Here is a 19,248-nt window from a genome sequence, read left to right on the forward strand (position 1 = left end):
TTTAATTAAGTCCTAAAACATCGGTCAACTGCACGACCAGCAGATCAATGACAAAGATCAAAACCGAGGACAATACCACCGCAGAATTCGCGGAGATGCCCACGCCCCGTGTTCCCTTGCTGGAATTGAATCCTTTATAGCAGCCTACGATACCGACTGCAAACCCGAAAAAGAAGGTTTTGATGAATGCCGGCAGTACATCTCCGAAACTGAGGCTTTGGTAGATCTGTGTAAAGAACAGGTTGAAGCTGGTTACCGACCGGATGTTAACGCCAATATAAGCGCCAAATAAGGAAATGGCATCCCCCAGCAGGGTCAGCATCGGCAACATAAGGGTGCAAGCAAGCACCCTGGTCGCTACCAGGTATTTAAATGGGTTCGTTCCGCTGACATCCATCGCATCGATCTGCTCGGTCACTTTCATTGAACCAAGTTCTGCGCCGATACTGCTGGCAATTTTTCCGGCAAATATCAGTGCCGTAATTACCGGTCCGATCTCACGTACAATAGCGATCCCGACCATAACCGGCAGTTGCGATTCTACGCCGTAGCTTACCAATGAAGGCCTTAACTGCATGGTTAATACCAGTCCCATAATAAAGCCGGTCAATCCCACCAGGGGGAACGACTTATAGCCAATCTGATAGCATTGGGCTAAAAGTTCCCTGAATTCATACCTGGGCTTGATGCCCAGCGAAAAAAAATGACCGGCAAACCTGGAAAGGTTGCCGGTTTCATCAAAAAAAGCGCGGATTCTTGCCGTTAAGGTAGTCACTATATACAGGTGTGAATGTCGAATTAAACAGTCAATAAAAAACAGATCATTACACAATAGCCATCGCTAAGATTGTGCATTCAGCTCGCCGACTCTTCTTTCAATACTGAAAAAAGGAACCAGTTTTGCATTGATCTCTGTTGGACAAAAATACATATAATGTCGGTTGCCTATATGATCGAGGCTATTTTTTTACAAGATTCAGACGTTTTCGCCTGTAATTTGTTATTTTTACATAATACAGAAAGTGTATAGGTTTCGCCTGGTCGCCCCCTGGCAACGAGTTCTGAATTTAACTGAATTCACCTCTTTTGATGGCACATGCCTGGGTGATTGCTGGCTGGATCAGATGCTTTTTGGAAACGGCTATCCCTTTTGCGGTTAAAGCATCCGGTTGCTTTTGATTGGAGCAGAGATGCCGGGTCAGTTCAGAAAGATCATTTGAGCCCCTTATAAAGGATCTGCGCCAGCCAGTTCAACTTACTTTCAAAGTTTTCCATTCCGCCGTACAGGAACATTTCAAGCTCGAAGCTTCTGAATGCAGTGACCAGCGTTTGCGATAGGAATTTCAAATCTGCCCTTGTTAAGGAGCTGATCTCGTTTCGGTCAGCCGCAGACTGAATGATCCTGCTAATGATCTCCGCTTCTTCGTTAAAGCATAATTTGCTTTTTTTGATAATAGCTAATGTAGCATCTTCCTTTAAATCTTCCATCAGCAGGCTGTACTGTTTCAGTAACTTTTTTAAGATCTTGAGCTTGGCCTTGTAATAGCTTTCAATATTTTCGACAAAACCTACGGTCGGGCTGAACGTTTGCCCGGACTTGTTTACCATCTCGCTGATCACCTCGAAGGCCAGGGCGTCCAGCAGCTCTGCTTTACTTTTGAAGTAATAATACAGGGTACTGCGCCCTTTGCCGCTTGCTTTTGAAATATCCTGCATGGAGACTTTGGTAAAGCCATATTTCATAAACACCCCGCTGGAGGCTTTGATGATATCGTTTTTCACCAGGTCATAATCAAAAGGAACTTTCATGAGCTAATAACAGGGAATATGTTGAACAATAATAGGAATATTTTGCATCTGTAACACGGACTATTCCTCGTTGATCTTACCGGTGATATATAAATAAGCTGCTTTTTTAGACTGATAACTAGCATAGGCGTTGATCAGGTCACCGGTAGCCTGCTGGTAGGCTGCTTGGGCATCCAGCACATCACTGATCGCGGCGAGCCCGGCCTTATAATTGTCCTGGTTGACCTTTAAATTTTCTGTGGCTTGCTCCAGGTTTACACGAGCATAGGAGATCTCCGTAAGGCCGTCCTTCAGGTCATACCAGTTCTTCATGACGCCAACCTTCAACTGGTTGCGTCCATCGGCCAGGTTATTTTGCGCTATTTCCTCGCTGATCGCCCGCTGCTTTAACTTCTGTCTTCCCCGTCCCCACAAACCGTCCGAAACCGGTATCTTAACCGTTGCGAGTGCAACAGGCATAAATGAGCTGCCGATGCCCCCGTTTATTACTCCGGCCTGCGTCGCACTGACACCGGCCGACAGGCTTGGTAAATAGTCGCCTTTGGTCAGCCTGGTCTGCAGCTTTTCAGCGTCCACATTTTTTGCCAGCAACTGGTAATTGTTGTTCTGGTTAAGGGAGGTATCGGGGCTCACGTCCACCAGAACGGGAGACCGGCGGAGATCAAGCGTATCTTGCATGACCAGTAAGGAATCATAATGCATGCCGGTGTAGAGGCAAAAATCCAGCACCGCCAGCCTGCGCCCGTTCGCCAGTTTACTTTTGTTGAGTAATAAGTGACTTAATTGGACCTTGACTTTCAGCAGATCGTTCCGTGCGATCAGGCCGGAGGCCAGCATATCCTGCTGCTGTTTCAGCAGGCCTTTCAAAAAAACCTCGTTCGATGCCAGTGTTTTATTTTGTTCCTGCAGGTTTACGATATTCCAGTATTTTTGCTCGGTGGACAACAGGACAGAATCAACAGACTGCCTGGCCAGTACTTTATTAACCTGTAACTGCAACGAAGCCAGTTGGTTCCCTGTACGGATCTTTCCGCCGGCGTAAATAGCCTCGGTACCGGTGGCGCTCAGCAGGTAAAAATTGTTAATGCCTTTTTCCAGTAAGGGCGGATAGGCACCGATGAAGTCCTTGAAGCCGTATAACCCGGCGCCGTTAACGGCTACAGAAGGCAGGTAATCGGATTTGGCAGCAGCGACATCAGCTTTGGCTGAACTGATCTTTAAGTCACTGTTCTTAATGCTATAACTATAGGCCAAAGCAGCCTTTTTGCTTTGCGCGATGGTGATGCTGTGCTCTTGCGCAACAGCTGTTAAGCAAAGCATACTGCATATCAGGATGAAAATTGATCTCATATTAAAATTAATTAAGCTTTCGCCGTTTCCTTTTTCGCGGTTTCGGCATGATCGTCTTCCTTCCGGAAGAATAGCCAGTACAGTGTAGGTAACACAAATAGGGTCAGCAGCATAGATACCAGCAGGCCGAAGGCGATCACGGTACCTAAGGGCCCCCAAAGCGAGGAGCGGCTCAGGATCATAGGAATTACGCCCACTGCCGCGGCAGAAGATGTCAGGAATATCGGCCGCATCCTGCGCTCTGCTGATAATATAGCCGCTTCCCTGACGGTTTTGCCTTCATTGCGCCGCAGTTCCTCTGCGTGATCGATCAGGATAATGCCATTCCTGACCACGATCCCACACAGCGCCAATAAACCCAGGAAGGAGGTAAAGCCAAAGGGATAACCCGTTACAAGCAGACCGAAGGAGGCGCCGAGGATACTTAACGGCATCGTGGTAATGCTCAGCAGCGCATGCTTGATGTGCTGGAAATGCCAGATCAGGATCAGGAAGATCAGGATAATGCTCATCAGCAGGGATAAGCCCATCGGGCCCAGGTTCTCATTCTGCAGCTCCAGCTCTCCGCCGTAACTGATCTCCACTCCTTCCGGCAATTTAATTTTACGGATCGCGGGTTGTATATCCGCTAATACTTCGTTGGCAATGGCGTCCGGTTTAATATCCATGCGAACCGTTAAAGTAGGAACGCTGTTTCGCCGTACCACCTGGCCGTTTTCCCATTCCGGCCGGATACCCGCAACCTGGCGTAGGGGTACAATGGCTTTGGTCTGCTGCGAAGGAATGTTCAACTCCAGCAGATCGGATGAATGGCTCCGCTCGGCCCTTGGCGTTTTGATCTTTACATCCAGCGGATAGGTGCCTTCCCAGATCTGGGTAGCATTAAGCCCCTCCATATTCATAGCGACAGTATTGGCGATATCATTTTGGCTGAGGCCGAGGCGGGCAGCTTCCTGGTTTTTAATGTCGAGCCTGATCCCTTCCTCCATTTCATTATAGTCCGTCCTTGCCCAGATGACTTCCGGATGTTGCTTACCGATAGCTAATACCTGGTCTCCGGCGGCTTTTAAAGCCGCAATGTCATTTCCGGCAATACGCACCTCGATCGGCGCAGGCGCATTGACCATGTTCAGTTGTTTCATGCGCACATAAGCCGAAGGAAAGATATTGCTGTATTTCTGCTGGTATTCGCTGATGACCTCTTCTGTTGTTTTTTCTGTGGTCGTGTTGACCAGGATCTGCGCATAGTTCTTAGCCGGCAGGTTAGGAGCATATAGGGTATGGAAACGGGGCGAGCTGGTGCCGATAAAGCTGGTGTAATTAACAATGCGGTTATCTTTGGCCAAAATATGCTCCATGCCTTTTACCACGCTGTCCGTTTGGGACAGGTTATAGCCGCTGGGCAGGTTGATCTCTACTGCGAACTGGTTCCGCTCTACCTTTGGAAATAACTGCTGTGGAAGTTTACCCATGATCACTACCCCGAGCACTACTGCCAGTATCCCGAAGAGTACTGTCAGTTTATAATGGTCCATGGCCTGGCCGATATGCTTGTCGAAAAAAGCCTGCAAGCGGTCCAGTAAAGATATTTTGTCACTTTTCTTTTCTTCTTTCTTTTGCAATCCGGTTTTGATGAATACCGTGTTAAAGAAAGGAACCAGCACCATAGAGATGGCCAGCGAAAGGCTCAGCGCGATGATGATGGTCACCGGGAATACGCTGATAAAATCCTTGGCAACCCCGGTCATAAAAAACATCAAAGGAAAGAAAGTGGCAGAGATGGCCAGCGTTGCCGTAAATACCGAGGGAAACAGTTCTACCGCGCTGCCTTTGGCCGCGTCCCAGACGGACATGTCATGATCCAGCTTTTCCACATGATTATCGATCACCACGATCGGGTCGTCCACGACGATGCCCAATACCACGATGAGCGCTGCAAGGGTTACGGTATCGAGCTCTATACCGGCGAGGTACATGATGGCCAGGGTAGCTGCGATCGTGATCGGTATCGTGGCAGCCGCCACCGCGGCAATGCGGAACGGCAAGAGCAGCAGGGCAATAATAATGACACCGATCAGGGCGAAGCCGAATTCTTTCATAAAGTGGCTGATGGATTCATCGACCACTTCGGGCTGATTGGCCAGTTTCACCAGCTTAATATCGTGCGGAAGATGCTGCGTTACCTTATCCAGCCGTTTTTCGAGCTCTTTACCAAATTGAACAATGTTCTTGCCGGTGGCCATTTCCAGTGAGATGATGATGCTTTTAGTTCCGTTGGAGGTTACGTACGCATCCGGTTCCTCATATTCCCGTTTGATGGTGGCAACATCCCTTAACCTGACCAGGTTGCCATTATCATCCCTGCGGATGATCTGCCCGGCAAGGTCGGCTTCGGTTTTGTAAAAACCCGTCAGGTGGATCGGGCGGTCGATCACTGTACCCTTTTCTGTACCGGCAGCGCTGACCGCTCCTTCATTTTGCAATACCTGCATGATCGTGTTGGCGGTGATGCCGTACTGCAGCAGTTTATTGTTATCCACGTAAACACCGACCTGTTCATTCAGGTCACCCGTATGCGTTATTTTAGCGACATCTTTGACCTGGCGCAGTTCTGCTTCGATATCCTCTACATTTTTTTTCAGTTCCTTATAGTTACGGGTGGAAGACTCTACCGCGAGCAGCAGCGCAGAGGTGTTTCCGAAGTCACTGTTGACATAAAAGCCTTTGACTTCTTTTGGCACCTGTCCCTGCAGCAGGAGCATGCCGTTCTTGATCTTGTTCCAGAAGGCTTTGGTGTCAGGACCATTAACCCGGTCAGCGACTTCGACAAAAATATACATCATCCCATCCCGTGAATAGGAATATGTTTTGGTCTTATCGACCTCGTTATTACTGAACAGGTATTCCTCTACTTTTTTGGTGAGTCGTTCTTCTACCTGTTCCGAAGTAGCGCCGGGATAAACGCCAATGATGACACCCTGCCGGATGGTAAAGTCAGGAAACTCATTCCTTGGCATATTGAACAGGCCCAGGATACCCAGGATAAACAATACGGTGGCTATCGCAAGCGGGATAACGTGATAACGCATCGCCCACTCGATCATCTGACCTTTTTTATTCATGATTGTATTATTTATTGAGAATGACCGGGGTGCCGTCTGTTAATTTCTGATAGCCGGAAGTAATCAGCCGCTCGTTGCCGGATAGGCCGCTTTTAACTGCAATGCCGCTATTATATAAGGCACCTGTCTGTACCGGTTTACGCAAAGCCTTCTTTCCGGCATCATCGGTTATAAAGACATAATTGTTGCCTTGCTCATCTACCTGGACAGCCTGCGCCGGAACGATGATTTGCTTCTGCCCGCTGCTGTCCGTGGCAGATAGGTGGTTGTCAGGACCGAAGGTTACCTTGCAGAGCATGCCGGGCTTCAGCGCTTTGGCCGGGTTAAGCAGGTAAACCTTCACATTGTAGCTGGCGCTGTTTTGCTGGGCCAATACACCGATCTCCGAAACTTTTCCGATCAGCGGTTGACTGCCAAGAGCATCTACTGTTACTACTGCCTGGTCGCCGGCTTTATACTGGTTGATCTCGCTCTCCGGAACCGCTACTAAAACCTGCACCGACCGGATATCCAGCAGCTGGATATCCGGGGTTCCGGGACTGGCAGTAGCGCCCGCTTCCGTCTTTTTGTCACCGATGTAACCGTTTTCGGGTGCAAATAATTTAGTGTGTACGATGTTCTGATAAGTCGCTTTGGCTGACGAGGTGGCCTGCTCAAAGTCAGACCGCGCCTGCAGCATTTTGATCTCGGCGATGCTTCCTTTATTATATACGGCTAGGGTGCGGTTATAGTTCTCTTCGGCCAGCTTAGCCTGGGCCAGTTGTGCATTATACTGGTTACGGTACACCGTTTCGTCAATAGCTGCCACCAACTGGCCCTTGTGAACATAATCGCCGGTCTGCACCGGCATTGCGGTAATAGTCCCCGAGACCTGGAAACTCAGGTCGATCGTCTTGTCCGCCTGAAGCGTGCCGTTATATTGGATGCGGTCAGTCGTTCCCGGATTTGCACTGCTGAGCAGCAAGCTATTCACCCTTATGGTATCAGGTGTGATTTTAAGCTGCGTTTTATGTCCGCAACCACAGAGTAGTGCTGCGATAAACCAGATACCGTTGACGGTGTAAAAGTTGTTTTTCATCGTATCGACATGTATATATGGACAAATAATGTTTTTTTGTCGAATATGTTTTGAAAAAAATAACTTAATCGTTTAGAGTCATGTGTTATATTGCTTTTGTCATTTTGTAAATTATAAGGCGCTGGCCGATCTTCACTGTTTCCTGATCCCGAAGGCGCATGATAGCTTATCCGGCATTGAAAAGGACAGCCTGGAGAACAAGAATCTGATGGACGTTTTGGAAAATACATTATTACCGATGTACTACCGGCAGCCCGAACGGTGGTCAGCGATCATCAGAAAGGCCGCCGCTGATATTGTTTCCGGGTTTGAAGCAGGCAGGATGGCTAAAGAATATTATCAGAATCTGTATAATGTGTAATCAATCAGAGCCATACCGTAAATTGCAGCACCATGCACCATCCGTGGCTACATTGTAGGCACTGGAAAGGGATGCGGAATTACTGTGAAAGAAATGCGGACCAACCATCATGCCGTAAAACTTGATAGATCAGCGAGGTCTATCTTGACATGAAGAAGCAGCGACAGCAGGACGAGTGGTGCTGGGACATTGCAAATGCTCAGAGAGTATGGAAAAGCTAAATTTACAGGAGCCGAATGACCGGTAAAAACAATCAGACAAAGGCGGGAAGCCACCTGTTACATCATAAGAGTCGTATTGTCAAGCTCTGCGGCAAGCAGGAGGCTGATCGTCGTGCGATCGGACTGGAATGGATTATTGAGCTGGCACTGCTGCTAATTCAATACCTTTTCCCAGGTCTGTATATCCGGCATATTTCTGAGCGGTACGGTACTGTTTCAAAGACAATGGCTTCTGAAGTGTATTTGATCACTAAGTTAGTGTTTGTTTGGGCCATACTTTTTATACCGTTGTATGACCAAGGCTTTAGGATGGCTGGATACCCTGTTTTTTTGTTTGCCGCCTTATACCTTTCCATAGAAACGCTTTTTTATATACCGACTTTATTTTTTGACGAGCAAGTTTCCCATGAGCATTACTCCAAAGTTCGGGGTGCGATCCTTATGTTCATTCACTACTGGATTCTAATCATTACCTTTGCCATCACCTATCTGAGCACGCGGTCGATCAATTTTACAAACGGGAGCGTCGTTACTAAGCCTTTTGATAGTTTTTACTTCAGCGTGATCACGGCTTGTACGATCGGTTATGGAGATATCACTCCCCATACTACATTTGGTCGTATGTGCGTCATTATTCAGTCGGCCATCTTTGTCATATTCGGCGCTGTTCTAATTAACCTGCTGATCAGTCAACCACAAGATAATGCGAACATCCACAAAGATTGAAATCGATCTGGCCATGATAATTCGATGTCCAGCACTTAAAGAGTTGCCTTAACAATAAATATTTAAATTAAAATTATATCCAATGACAACTCAAGACAATAACATTGCGGCCTGCGTTTGAGCCGGAAAACTACTTATTTGCCGCCTGGCACCTGATGAAACATTGGAAGAAACCGCCCAGGATTTATCAGAAGAAGAAAAAGAGGCGCAAATAGAAACCGGAATGTTTGGTACCGCCGAAGGGTAGTTCAGTTGTGATGAGGACACGGTAACACTTGGAAACAAGATCAGCAAGGCGCTGCAAATGATCGATACGGCAATTGCCTTGTCGACCGCCGGCTGGCGATGACGGCATAGACTATTACTAAAAGCCTGGAGGGGAGTTAACTTTTAAGATAACTATCTCGTATATTGGTATATGCATTGGAAGTTGAACAGGTATCGTTTTTTATTGGTGCCAGCCATCGTGCTGGTATTCGGGCTTGCCTGGGCATTTTTTGCCGACCCGGCGATCACTTATCTGGCGCGCAATCTCGATCCCGAGCGCCAGGACACGCTCCGCTGGGTCAATGATGTGCTGATGGTCTGCCTGATATCCGCGATACTAGCCGTGCGGATCCGTAAACAGCAATACGCGCTTGCCCGTTCAGAAGAGGAGTATCGCCGCCTGTTCGAAGCCAATCCCAACCCGATGTGGATCTATGACCACGAGACCCTGCGGTTCCTGCGGGTGAACAATGCAGCGGTGAAGAAGTACGGTTACCCGCAGGAACACTTCCTGAAAATGACGATCTATGATATCCGCCCGACGGCAGACCGATCATCGCTGGATGCCTTTATCGGCAAGGAGCACGAAGAACTGGTTGATGCCGGCGTCTGGCAGCATGTCGGCCGCAGCGGCGAGGTCTTTGACGTATCGATCACTTCCCACCCGGTCGAGTGGGCCGGAAGACCCTGCAAAGTGGTGATGGCCAGCGACCTGACACCGTTGCTGAAAAAGAAACAACAGCTGCGGGAAGCCTATCAGAAGCTAAAGGCGAGCAACGAGGCGCTGCTGCGCGTGGCCTGGTCCAATTCGCATGAGCTCCGCAAGCCGTTGTGTTCAGTGATCGCACTGAGCGACCTGCTGCACGAGACGGTGCTGGACAATGAAAGCCGTGAGATCGCCGGCCGGCTAAAGAGCGCCTCGGAGGAACTGGATGCCATTGTCCGGGCGAATAATGCCCAGCTCACGGACGCGAAAAGCAAAAATGATGTTATTGAGCCGCAGGCATAGCCACATAGAATCTCGTACCCTTGCCCGGCTCGCTTTCCAGCCAAATGCGCCCCTGGTTAGCTTTAATAAAATCCTTGATTAACAATAAGCCCAGGCCGCTTCCCTGTTCCTTTTTGGTACCGAAGTTGACTTTCAGGTTGCTGGTCAGGAAGACCGCCTGCTGATCCGGGCTGATGCCGATACCCTGATCGGCCACCGAAAGCACCGCTTCTTCAGGTGACGGGAGCTTGGCGCCGATTGTGATCGCGCCGCCTTCGTAACTGAATTTAATCGCGTTGGAGAGCAGGTTACGGATAATGAACTCGAAATGATCGGCATCCGCGTGCAGCGTCAGGCCTTCCGGGAGGTCGGCTATTGCATTGATCACAATAAGTTATCAGGCCTTTAAAGCAGCTTTAGCTAATCCTGTTAAAAGTTTAAAAAATGAATGATGTAAATCAGGTGATCAAACGGCTAATAAATTCATTGGGTTTATATAACAGGTATTTAATAAGGAGGGCCGGTGAAAAGAAAAATAAATCCATAAACTAATAAAGGGGGCGGATAATGACTGTGCTTTAAAAAAAACTGTTGCCTGCTACTTGTGATTACATTATCCCCGTGCAGCCGTAGCAGGTAAAATTTGATTTATAGCCTTTTTTTCTTATCTTTATACTAAGAAAACGATTTACAGTTACAGGACGCTTTAGGTTATACAAGCCTGGGCAGTTGATAACTGATGATATAGATAGGAGAGTATTAGCACGCCGGTGTTCTTTATTTTACGGGTATTTTCAAGATCATGGCAAAATCGTGGCAATGAGTTTTGGAAATAACGTAAATACTTGATTTATAACGCGCTATTAAGAAAGGTTCCAGACCCTCCCTCTCCGCAAACAACAAAACCTGGCAAATGCCAGGTTTTGTTGTTTATAGCAAGTGAAGCCGATTTGAGACGTTGTAAATCTTGTATTACTTAAAAGCAAAATCTCTAAACACTTATAATAACTTGGCTATATTTGTTAAATGCCTTATGAAATTCATATATATGTTGGAGCTGCTGATATTACAGAAAAATACGGCCCCAAATATCCAATGGGCGAAAGACATGCTTTCTTATTATATCTTAGGGCGGATAATAATTCTGAATATAACTTAACCGAAGCAGAAGAAATGATTATTGGCCTTGGTTTAGGAAAAATCGAGTTTTCGAAAGTTGGAAAACTAAGTCTCGAAAAAGTAAATAACGATGAAAAACGAGAATACTACAATAATGCTATGAAAAATGGTTCTACTTTAATTGTATATTCTGATCCAATCTAATTGTATTATTATCCGCTTCGTTATTGCCAGAATTGCAGTTAGGTGTCCTAATTGCCTCCCTCCCCGCCTTGTCATACAATAGCCTGCTAAAACATTAACTCTTAGCAGGTTATTCTTTTTAAATCACCTTCATTACCTCTAAACTTCACACCATCATACCTCAACAAAAAAAATACAAATAAATTTGCGCAACTCAAAAGTTGCATATATATTTGCAACCTGAGAGTTGCTCATTAATAACCAAGAATGAAACAAGATATATTCCAGGCCATATCAGACCCCACACGCAGAGCTATTTTAACGCTAATCGCCATCCAGGCATTAACACCAAATGCAATGGCAGAAAAATTTGATATGACCCGCCAGGCAGTATCAAAACATATTAAAGTATTGCACGAATGCGAATTGATTAAACCCGAGCAGAGTGGCCGAGAGATCTATTATCACTTTAACGCCAAAAAAATGCAGGAGTTTGACCATTGGTTAGCCCAATTCAGGCAAAACTGGGAAACGCAATTTAACCAGCTCGACCATTTATTAACAACAATTAAAACACAGACCACGAAGTAGCATTGATACAAACAAAATTATTAACCAATCATCAATAAAAAATGAACAACGATTTGCTATTTGATTTTAACGTTGACAAGGCAGCGAAAACGGTTTATATAACCAGGGAGTTTAACGCCCCACAGGCCTTAGTATGGGATGCCTTTACCAAAGCCGAACTACTGGACCAATGGGGCGCACCTGCACCTATGCGCGCCAAAACCAAGTATATGAATTTTGAAGTAGGCGGGCGGCGGTTTTACGCAATGATAAGTCCCGATGGACAGGAACGCTGGGCGGTACAGGAGTTTACATCCATTACCCCGAAAACCAATTTTAAGATGTACAACGCGTTTTCAGATAAACACGAAAACCGTGAACTGCCGGGTTCTGAATGGGATTACAATTTCAGCGAACAAAATGGCATAACCAAAGTAAACATTACCATTTTTAATGAATCGTTTGAGCGATTGGAAAAATTATTGGAAGGTTTCAAAATAGGCTTCACCATGACCTTAAAAAACCTGGAAGAGTTGTTGGCCGCATTATCATAGAAACAATAAAAAGAAAATATACAATCACATTTAGATTTAAAAATCATGAGAACAATTAACCCATGGATCAACTTCAACGGAAATGCCGAAGAAGCATTTACTTTTTACAAATCAGTTTTTGGCGGAGAGTTCACAAAAATCGTCCGTTTTAAAGATTTAGCAAGCGCTGAATTTACGGTACCAGCTAATGAAGCAGATAAACTCATGCACATTGCCTTGCCTATTGGCAAACACAATGTATTGATAGCTAATGACGTTCCTGAATTTATGGGACGGGTAAGCGAAAGCGAAAACAGGTCTAAAATAGCAGTGGCTGCCGAAAGCCGTGGAGAAGCAGATAAGATATTTAACGGACTATCAGCAGGCGGAGATGTTGAAGGACCCATTGGTGACAGTCCCTGGGGTACATATGCCGGAATGTTTAGAGATAAATATGGTATTGAATGGATTGTGGAATTTGACCCCAATTATAACGGGCAAATTTAACCGAAGAAAAAAGCGATCCCTTACCTGGTGTCGAGTCCAATGTCATAAAGATAAGCTAACCATTTGCGCGTAAAGATTGAATTTAGGGTAACAACACACCTAAAATATAAGATTTGATTACGGCTTTAAAGCAGATTTAAATTTTCAAAGTCTCTAAAAAGGTCAAAAACGGTATAAGGTGTTCGATTGAAATCCCTCCCTCTCCTCGAACAGCCCTGCGAAAAATAGTTAAAAGCCTGCAAATAAAACAATTGCAGGCTTTTGTTTTTACACTAAACTTTCCTTTTATGTACCAATTTGCAACAAAAAAGTACATATTCCGGTGCGTCATTTTTTAGTTAATCCCTACGCACTGAATTGGATATATAATATTGATTAACAACAAATTAACTATTTAATATTTTGATTCCTGTGCATCTTCGCAATCAGCTATCACCTTTCTTGCACTTAATTAAAAAGAACGGATAATTCTCCATGATTTCCGTGATCTCAAACAATCCGGCTTTGCTAAATTCTGCGTTAATTGATTCTCTGTCGTAAAAAAACATCTTAACGCCATCGAATATTTCATAACGGTCTTTGCTCACCAATTTGCCCTGACCATACGTTGGGGCATCTTTTGAAATAGCCGTAAAAACCATATAACCATTATCTGTAAGCTGATTATAACAGTCGTTGATCAATTTTTCCCTTTCGCCGCCATCTAACAAATGAATTAAGGCATAGCAAAATATGCCGTCATACAGGCAATCGTCAAAAGGCATATCCGTTACAGAACCGTGGTAAATGGTCATACCTGTTCCGTAGTGCTTCTTTGCCATATTAATAGCAGTTTTTGATATCTCTATCCCTGTAACTGCTATTTCATGATCTCTGAAAGTTTGTGCATTGCGGCCATAGCCAATACCCGGAATAAGGATATTTTTAACCAGCTTTTCAACAAAAAAATCCTTTGTTAGCACTGCCGATTTTGAGGGTTCAAATCCCCACATTTCCTGCTTATTGATAAAGGCGTACTCCCAAAATTCGGGTTTTTCGTTTTCATTTATCATAACGTGTTTCCATTAGGTTACTAAAGTAACTATTTATTAAAACTACCTTCAGCTATACCCCAAAAAGAAAAAACCGGTGTATCACCGGCATCAAAAAACAGCATATAAAACGCTTCCCACAGCCCCTTTATTTGTATGTATAACGCCTTGTTTCCGTCATTATTGCGCCTAAAAAAATATAGTCAAAAAACAGTATTTTAATATATCATATCTTATATTTTTGGCTTTACAGCCCCCCAAAAAGCCATCACTATGATACCAAAAAACAAACTCAACACCCAAAACAACAGCACGTATGCAATTGATTTTCAGCAAATAGACAGAACAAAGCTTATGACCGTTGGCGGCAAGGGCGCTAACCTGGGCGAACTATGCAGCATTATTGGGACACAAGTACCAGATGGCTTTTGCGTTACCACTCAAGCGTATAAAAAAGCTACCGAAGACAATCAGGAGCTTACCCGTTTGCTGGATGAATTAAGGCATCTTAAGGCAGAAGACAGGGTAAATATCAGCGCGATCAGCGCAAAGATTCGATCGGTCATTGAAACGATACCCATTGCTGACGATCTTGCAGAAGATATTGCAGCCCATCTCGCCAGGTTTGATAAAAAAGATGCCTTTGCCGTACGGTCCAGCGCTACGGCCGAAGACCTGCCCACAGCATCCTTTGCAGGTCAGCAGGATACATATTTGAACATTATCGGCAAGGAGGAAGTTCTAAAGCATATCAGTAAGTGCTGGGCATCGTTATTTACGGATAGGGCGGTAATTTACCGCATTCAAAACGGCTTCGACCAGCGTAAGGTTTACCTGGCGGTGGTTGTTCAGCAAATGATTTTCCCCCAAGCAGCAGGCATTTTGTTTACCGCCGATCCCATTACCGGTAACAGGAAAGTGTTATCCATTGATGCCAGTTTCGGCCTTGGTGAGGCTATGGTATCGGGCCTGGTGAATACCGATCTTTATAAAGTGAGTAACGGCCAAATCATCGATAAAAAGATCTCTGCCAAGAAACTGGCTATATATGCCTTAAAAGAAGGCGGCACGCAAGAACAGGAAATTGAGCCTGAGCAGCAGAACAGGCAAGCGCTAACCGACGAGCAAATTATCAGGCTTGAGCGCATAGGCAAAAGTATCGAAGCACATTTCGGCTGTCCCCAGGATATTGAATGGTGTTTGGCCAGCGATACATTTTATATTGTACAGAGCAGGCCAATCACTACTTTATACCCTGTTCCTGAATCGGGTGACCAGGAAAACCACGTTTATATATCAGTTGGCCACCAACAAATGATGACCCACCCCATGAAACCACTGGGATTGTCTTTATGGCAGTTGAGAGCTGCCCGGCCCATGTTTAAAGCTGGCGGAAGATTGTTTGTTGACGTTGCGGATGGCTTGGCTACGCCTGCCGGCAGGGAAGGTTTATTAGATGCTATGGGACAACATGATCCGCTCATAAAAGACGCATTGCTGACCATCATAGAGCGGGGCGATTTTATAAAATCGTTACCAAATGATGAACAAGCGCCGGTGCTTGTTAAAAGCAATAAGGGAATGTCATCCGCGGATATTTTGGCGCAGGTGGGAAACGATCCGGCAATCGTTTCTGACCTGATTAAAGATAGTGAAACATCCGTAGCAGCGTTAAAACAAAATATGCAAACTAAATCCGGATCAGATGTATTTGATTTAATCCTGGAAGACATTCAGCAATCAAAGAAGATGATATTTCATGCACAACATATGGGTGTTATCCTGGCTGCAATGAATGCTTCAACGTGGCTCAATACAAAGATGAACGAATGGCTGGGTGAAAAAAACATAGCAGACATCCTTTCTCAATCCGTATCAAATAATATCACTTCGGAGATGGGCCTGGATTTATTGAATGTAGCGGATGCTATCCGTCCTTACCCGGAGGTAATTAATTATTTACAACAGGTAAAAGATGATAACTTTTTAGATGAACTGATTAAGTTTGACGGCGGACAGGAAACAAGGGATGCTATTGATACTTATCTCAACAAATACGGTATGCGCTGTGCCGGGGAGATCGATATCACCAAAAGGCGTTGGAGTGAAAAGCCATTAACACTCGTTCCTATCATTCTGAATAACATTAAAAACTTTGAACCTGGGGCAGGCAAGCGAAAATTTGAACAGGGGCGACAGGAGGCGCTGAACAAAGAACAAACGTTGTTAGATAGATTGAAGCAATTACCGGATGGTGAACAAAAAGCCGAAGAAACAAAAGCAATGATCGATCTGCTCCGGGATTTAGCCGGTTATCGTGAATATCCTAAATACGGCATCGTTAACCGCTTCTTTGTTTACAAACAGGCTTTGCTTAAAGAGGTTGAGCAACTGGTACAAGCCAACGTTATTCGCGATAAAGAAGATGCCTACTACCTCACGTTTGAAGAATTGCGCGAAGTTGTACGCACCCATAAACTGGATCATGAATTGATCAGCAAACGAAAAGACGAGCATAAATCATTTGAAAAATTAAGCCCGCCACGCGTTATCACTTCTGATGGTGAGATCATTTCAGGCAAGTACAAACACGAAGACCTCCCGGCCGGAGCCATTGCAGGGCTGGCTGTTTCTACAGGAGTTATAGAAGGGCGGGCCCGTGTAATTTTAAACATGGACGATGCCGATCTGGAAGATGGGGATGTATTAGTAACCCCCTTTACCGACCCCAGCTGGACGCCATTATTTGTATCCATAAAAGGCCTGGTTACCGAAGTTGGCGGACTAATGACCCACGGAGCAGTTATAGCGCGTGAATATGGCTTACCGGCAGTTGTGGGCGTAGAGAATGCAACCAAACTCATCAAAGACGGACAGCGCATAAGAGTGAATGGAACAAACGGATATGTAGAAATACTATAAACCATTTCCTGTTATTGGGGTTAAATAAATGGACGTGGAATAATTTATTCTCAGATAATTAAATTATTAAACTGCTGTTTTTCCTATATTGTGGTAATTAATCTAATCCGAAATTTTACACTAACTCCTATGAAAGCAATTAAATTATTCTCGCTGCTGGCATTTTTTCTAACAACCTCTTTTGGCGCTTTTGCACAAGCAAAAACAGGACAGCTTTATTTGATCCGACATACAGGATTTACCGGCTCTGCTGTTAATTATTCATTTTATGTTGATGACCAATTAATTTGCAAGCTAAAGAACAAGTCTTTTTCCATACATGATTTAGCGGTGGGCGATCATACCGTTAGTGTAGTTAGCGGTGGACTATCAAACGGAAAAAAATCGCCGCCGTTAAAGATCACCGTAGTCGAGGGGAAAATAAACTATGTTAGCGTAGTAAGTACCCAGGCAGGATATGCAAATAAAATTACTTGCCAGGAAATTACGCAAAACTCGGCTGATCCTGTTTTAGCAAAATCGAAACAAAAAAAGGATTGCCTGTCTAAGTAATAGCAGATAGCTATTTTAAGATTCATTATCCGGGCGGGGTGCGTCCCCGCCCGGATAATACACTTCCCCTGCACTGGCCCAACCACTAACAATGTGCTATGGATACAATTGATATTTTATATCTGATTGTATATCGCCCTTTACCATCTGGTTAACGCTGATATCACAAGCCCCTTTCTCCCGAAACTTATTGTTGGCTATTTTTACTTTAGTACAGGTTATAAAATTAAATGCCGGTCGTTTTTTACCCGGCTGCATAAAATCAGATTTTACTATTTCATTATTAATAAAATAAAGCCCGTTAGTACTCCTGGCCGATAGCACCGGATAATCATACACCTTGAATATATTATTTTCAATGCGGATGTTTTTATGCACATAGTATTTGGGCACGGGCTGATGGTTTTGCGGATTGATACTGATGATATAATTATCGGGCGATGAATTGTACCCACACTCTATAAATTGATTATTTCGTATGGTAACATCGGTAACCGGACCCGATTCATACCAACCCGATGCATCATTTTCAATTAAAATGGCTTGCATGCCGGTGCGGTAATAAATATTGTTTTCTATAAGTACCTTACGGCGGGTGGTAACTAAAGTGCCACGGGATATGGTACCTTCAAACCGTGAATTTTTAATGGTAACTGACGGTGTCCAGGTGATATTTTCAAACGCATCGCCTACTTTTATATCGCTGCCAAGTGGCTTTTGCATTTCAACCAGCATTTCGCGCTCAGAAATAAGGCTGGCAGTTTTAATTACCCCTTGTCCAAAAATTTGAAGTGAGGCCGTATGCAGATATGCCACGGTATCGCCAGTTGAAAAAGCCTCAAACCCATACGTTTGAGCATGCATAAACCGAAGTTTTAACACCGTAGGCGATACAATTTCAGTTATTTTAAGGTGTGTACCATGAACGTTTACCGGATCATCATGCAAACCATTAAAACGGCAGTTGTTGATGGTGATTTGCCCTTTACAGCCTGAAAAATGCATCCCATCAGCCGATGAGGCAATTACCCTGCCGCTGCCTTTCTCAGGCGCTACAAAAACGCTGTCGTAATTTAAATTCTCGCAAAACTGCGATACAATACCCAGGCCATGCATAGAGTACATATGCAGGTTGTGCAATGAAATATTTTCAGATCGGTTGTTAAATGCACCAACATAATCGCGGTAGCGATCTCTGATAGTCAAAACTTCGCCGGGCTTACCGTTAAATTGTGAAAAATCACCGGTAAACTTCACCGTTAGCGGTGCTATTACTTCGGCTTTGCTTTTTAAAAATGGTTCCCAGCTACTGTATAGCAGCATTCCTTTATCCGGGCTAACTAAAACAGCATGGTAATTTTTGGTCAGCCATTTTTCACCGTACCATTCCAACCTGCCGTCAATAATATCAAATTTCGAATCGGGGTGAATGCTGGCAATAACACTTGAAGCCGTTACTTCTTTCAACGTCATTTCAGACATACCCGGGCGCTCGTAGTTTACAGAAAGGTTTTGTATCCTTACCCGTTCGCTGCTGTCGATAACCAATGTTATCATTTTCCCATGAAAAACAAATACCGATCCGTTTCCTTCAATAGTAAGATTTTTTGCGCCTTTCAAATACAAACCCACCCGTTGTTTTTTAACAGGGAACTCTTCTTCAGATGAGGAGTTTGTAATATAGTAATGTGTTTCAGTAGCAATATCGGGCCAAAAATCATACCTCCCTTTAGGAAAGTTTAACATCGGCTCACTTAGTTTTTTACTGGCTTCAATCGCTTTCTTTACACTTCCGGTAGCATCAGCAAAGCTATTGGGCCTGGCGCCATATTGCGTTACATCAATAGTTTGCGCGCTTAAATTAAAACTGCAGCTTAATAGTATCAGGTATAAAAAATAGTTTTTCATT

At 44.7% G+C, this 19,248-nt stretch carries 17 protein-coding genes; 9 read left to right on the forward strand and 8 right to left on the reverse strand.

The window, feature by feature from the left end; translation table 11 throughout:
* Position 1: 1 nt before the first annotated feature.
* The 5 genes from BLS59_RS27480 to BLS59_RS27500 form a co-directional block, all read right to left on the reverse strand.
* Positions 2-775, reverse strand: coding sequence for an MlaE family ABC transporter permease (locus tag BLS59_RS27480; RefSeq protein WP_091155826.1), 774 nt, complete (start codon positions 773-775; stop codon positions 2-4).
* 437 nt (positions 776-1,212) lie between these two features.
* On the reverse strand, positions 1,213-1,809 hold the full coding sequence (locus tag BLS59_RS27485) for a TetR/AcrR family transcriptional regulator (protein WP_091155828.1): 597 nt from the start codon (positions 1,807-1,809) through the stop codon (positions 1,213-1,215).
* Between the two features lie 60 nt (positions 1,810-1,869).
* Positions 1,870-3,159, reverse strand: a complete 1,290-nt coding sequence (locus BLS59_RS27490) for a TolC family protein (RefSeq protein WP_091155831.1) — start codon at positions 3,157-3,159, stop codon at positions 1,870-1,872.
* 11 nt (positions 3,160-3,170) lie between these two features.
* The gene (locus BLS59_RS27495) at positions 3,171-6,263 is read right to left on the reverse strand and encodes an efflux RND transporter permease subunit (RefSeq protein WP_240315359.1); all 3,093 of its coding nucleotides are present in this window, start codon (positions 6,261-6,263) and stop codon (positions 3,171-3,173) included.
* A gap of 25 nt (positions 6,264-6,288) precedes the next feature.
* Positions 6,289-7,359: an efflux RND transporter periplasmic adaptor subunit gene (locus BLS59_RS27500; protein WP_091155834.1), complete on the reverse strand. Its 1,071-nt coding sequence runs from the start codon at positions 7,357-7,359 to the stop codon at positions 6,289-6,291.
* An 82-nt stretch (positions 7,360-7,441) separates the two neighbouring features.
* On the opposite strand from BLS59_RS27500, the gene BLS59_RS27505 reads away from it, so the two are divergent.
* From BLS59_RS27505 to BLS59_RS27515, 3 genes are all read left to right on the forward strand, one after another.
* The gene (locus tag BLS59_RS27505) at positions 7,442-7,720 is read left to right on the forward strand and encodes a hypothetical protein (protein ID WP_091155837.1); all 279 of its coding nucleotides are present in this window, start codon (positions 7,442-7,444) and stop codon (positions 7,718-7,720) included.
* 236 nt (positions 7,721-7,956) lie between these two features.
* A complete protein-coding gene (locus BLS59_RS27510; protein WP_091155841.1) occupies positions 7,957-8,667 on the forward strand; it encodes a potassium channel family protein in 711 nt (236 codons plus the stop codon).
* 418 nt (positions 8,668-9,085) lie between these two features.
* The gene (locus BLS59_RS27515; protein ID WP_091155844.1) at positions 9,086-9,943 is read left to right on the forward strand and encodes a PAS domain S-box protein; all 858 of its coding nucleotides are present in this window, start codon (positions 9,086-9,088) and stop codon (positions 9,941-9,943) included.
* On the opposite strand, the gene BLS59_RS27520 is transcribed toward BLS59_RS27515, so the two are convergent.
* Entirely contained in the window at positions 9,924-10,310 is a 387-nt protein-coding gene (locus BLS59_RS27520; RefSeq protein WP_162842792.1) for a sensor histidine kinase, read from the reverse strand. The two genes, BLS59_RS27515 and BLS59_RS27520, sit on opposite strands and share 20 nt — an antisense overlap.
* 638 nt (positions 10,311-10,948) lie before the next feature.
* Here BLS59_RS27520 and BLS59_RS27525 point away from each other — a divergent pair.
* The 4 genes from BLS59_RS27525 (at position 10,949) to BLS59_RS27540 (ending at position 12,834) form a co-directional block, all read left to right on the forward strand.
* Positions 10,949-11,245: a hypothetical protein gene (locus BLS59_RS27525; protein WP_091155852.1), complete on the forward strand. Its 297-nt coding sequence runs from the start codon at positions 10,949-10,951 to the stop codon at positions 11,243-11,245.
* A 246-nt stretch (positions 11,246-11,491) separates the two neighbouring features.
* A complete protein-coding gene (locus BLS59_RS27530; RefSeq protein WP_091155856.1) occupies positions 11,492-11,815 on the forward strand; it encodes an ArsR/SmtB family transcription factor in 324 nt (107 codons plus the stop codon).
* A gap of 41 nt (positions 11,816-11,856) precedes the next feature.
* Positions 11,857-12,348, forward strand: a complete 492-nt coding sequence (locus tag BLS59_RS27535) for an SRPBCC family protein (protein WP_091155860.1) — start codon at positions 11,857-11,859, stop codon at positions 12,346-12,348.
* A gap of 45 nt (positions 12,349-12,393) precedes the next feature.
* Entirely contained in the window at positions 12,394-12,834 is a 441-nt protein-coding gene (locus tag BLS59_RS27540; RefSeq protein WP_091155863.1) for a VOC family protein, read from the forward strand.
* 425 nt (positions 12,835-13,259) lie between these two features.
* Here BLS59_RS27540 and BLS59_RS27545 read toward each other — a convergent pair whose 3' ends face one another.
* On the reverse strand, positions 13,260-13,886 hold the full coding sequence (locus BLS59_RS27545) for a class I SAM-dependent methyltransferase (protein ID WP_091155867.1): 627 nt from the start codon (positions 13,884-13,886) through the stop codon (positions 13,260-13,262).
* Between the two features lie 252 nt (positions 13,887-14,138).
* On the opposite strand from BLS59_RS27545, the gene ppsA reads away from it, so the two are divergent.
* Both ppsA and BLS59_RS27555 read left to right on the forward strand, forming a co-directional pair.
* Positions 14,139-16,787, forward strand: a complete 2,649-nt coding sequence (ppsA, locus tag BLS59_RS27550) for a phosphoenolpyruvate synthase (RefSeq protein ID WP_091155870.1) — start codon at positions 14,139-14,141, stop codon at positions 16,785-16,787.
* Positions 16,788-16,916: 129 nt separating this feature from the next.
* Complete coding sequence (locus BLS59_RS27555) at positions 16,917-17,339, forward strand: DUF2846 domain-containing protein (RefSeq protein ID WP_091155874.1); 423 nt, start codon at positions 16,917-16,919, stop codon at positions 17,337-17,339.
* A 96-nt stretch (positions 17,340-17,435) separates the two neighbouring features.
* On the opposite strand, the gene BLS59_RS27560 is transcribed toward BLS59_RS27555, so the two are convergent.
* Positions 17,436-19,247: a right-handed parallel beta-helix repeat-containing protein gene (locus tag BLS59_RS27560; RefSeq protein WP_091155878.1), complete on the reverse strand. Its 1,812-nt coding sequence runs from the start codon at positions 19,245-19,247 to the stop codon at positions 17,436-17,438.
* Position 19,248 lies beyond the last annotated feature (1 nt).

This window comes from Mucilaginibacter pineti (assembly GCF_900101875.1).
GTDB lineage: Bacteria > Bacteroidota > Bacteroidia > Sphingobacteriales > Sphingobacteriaceae > Mucilaginibacter > Mucilaginibacter pineti.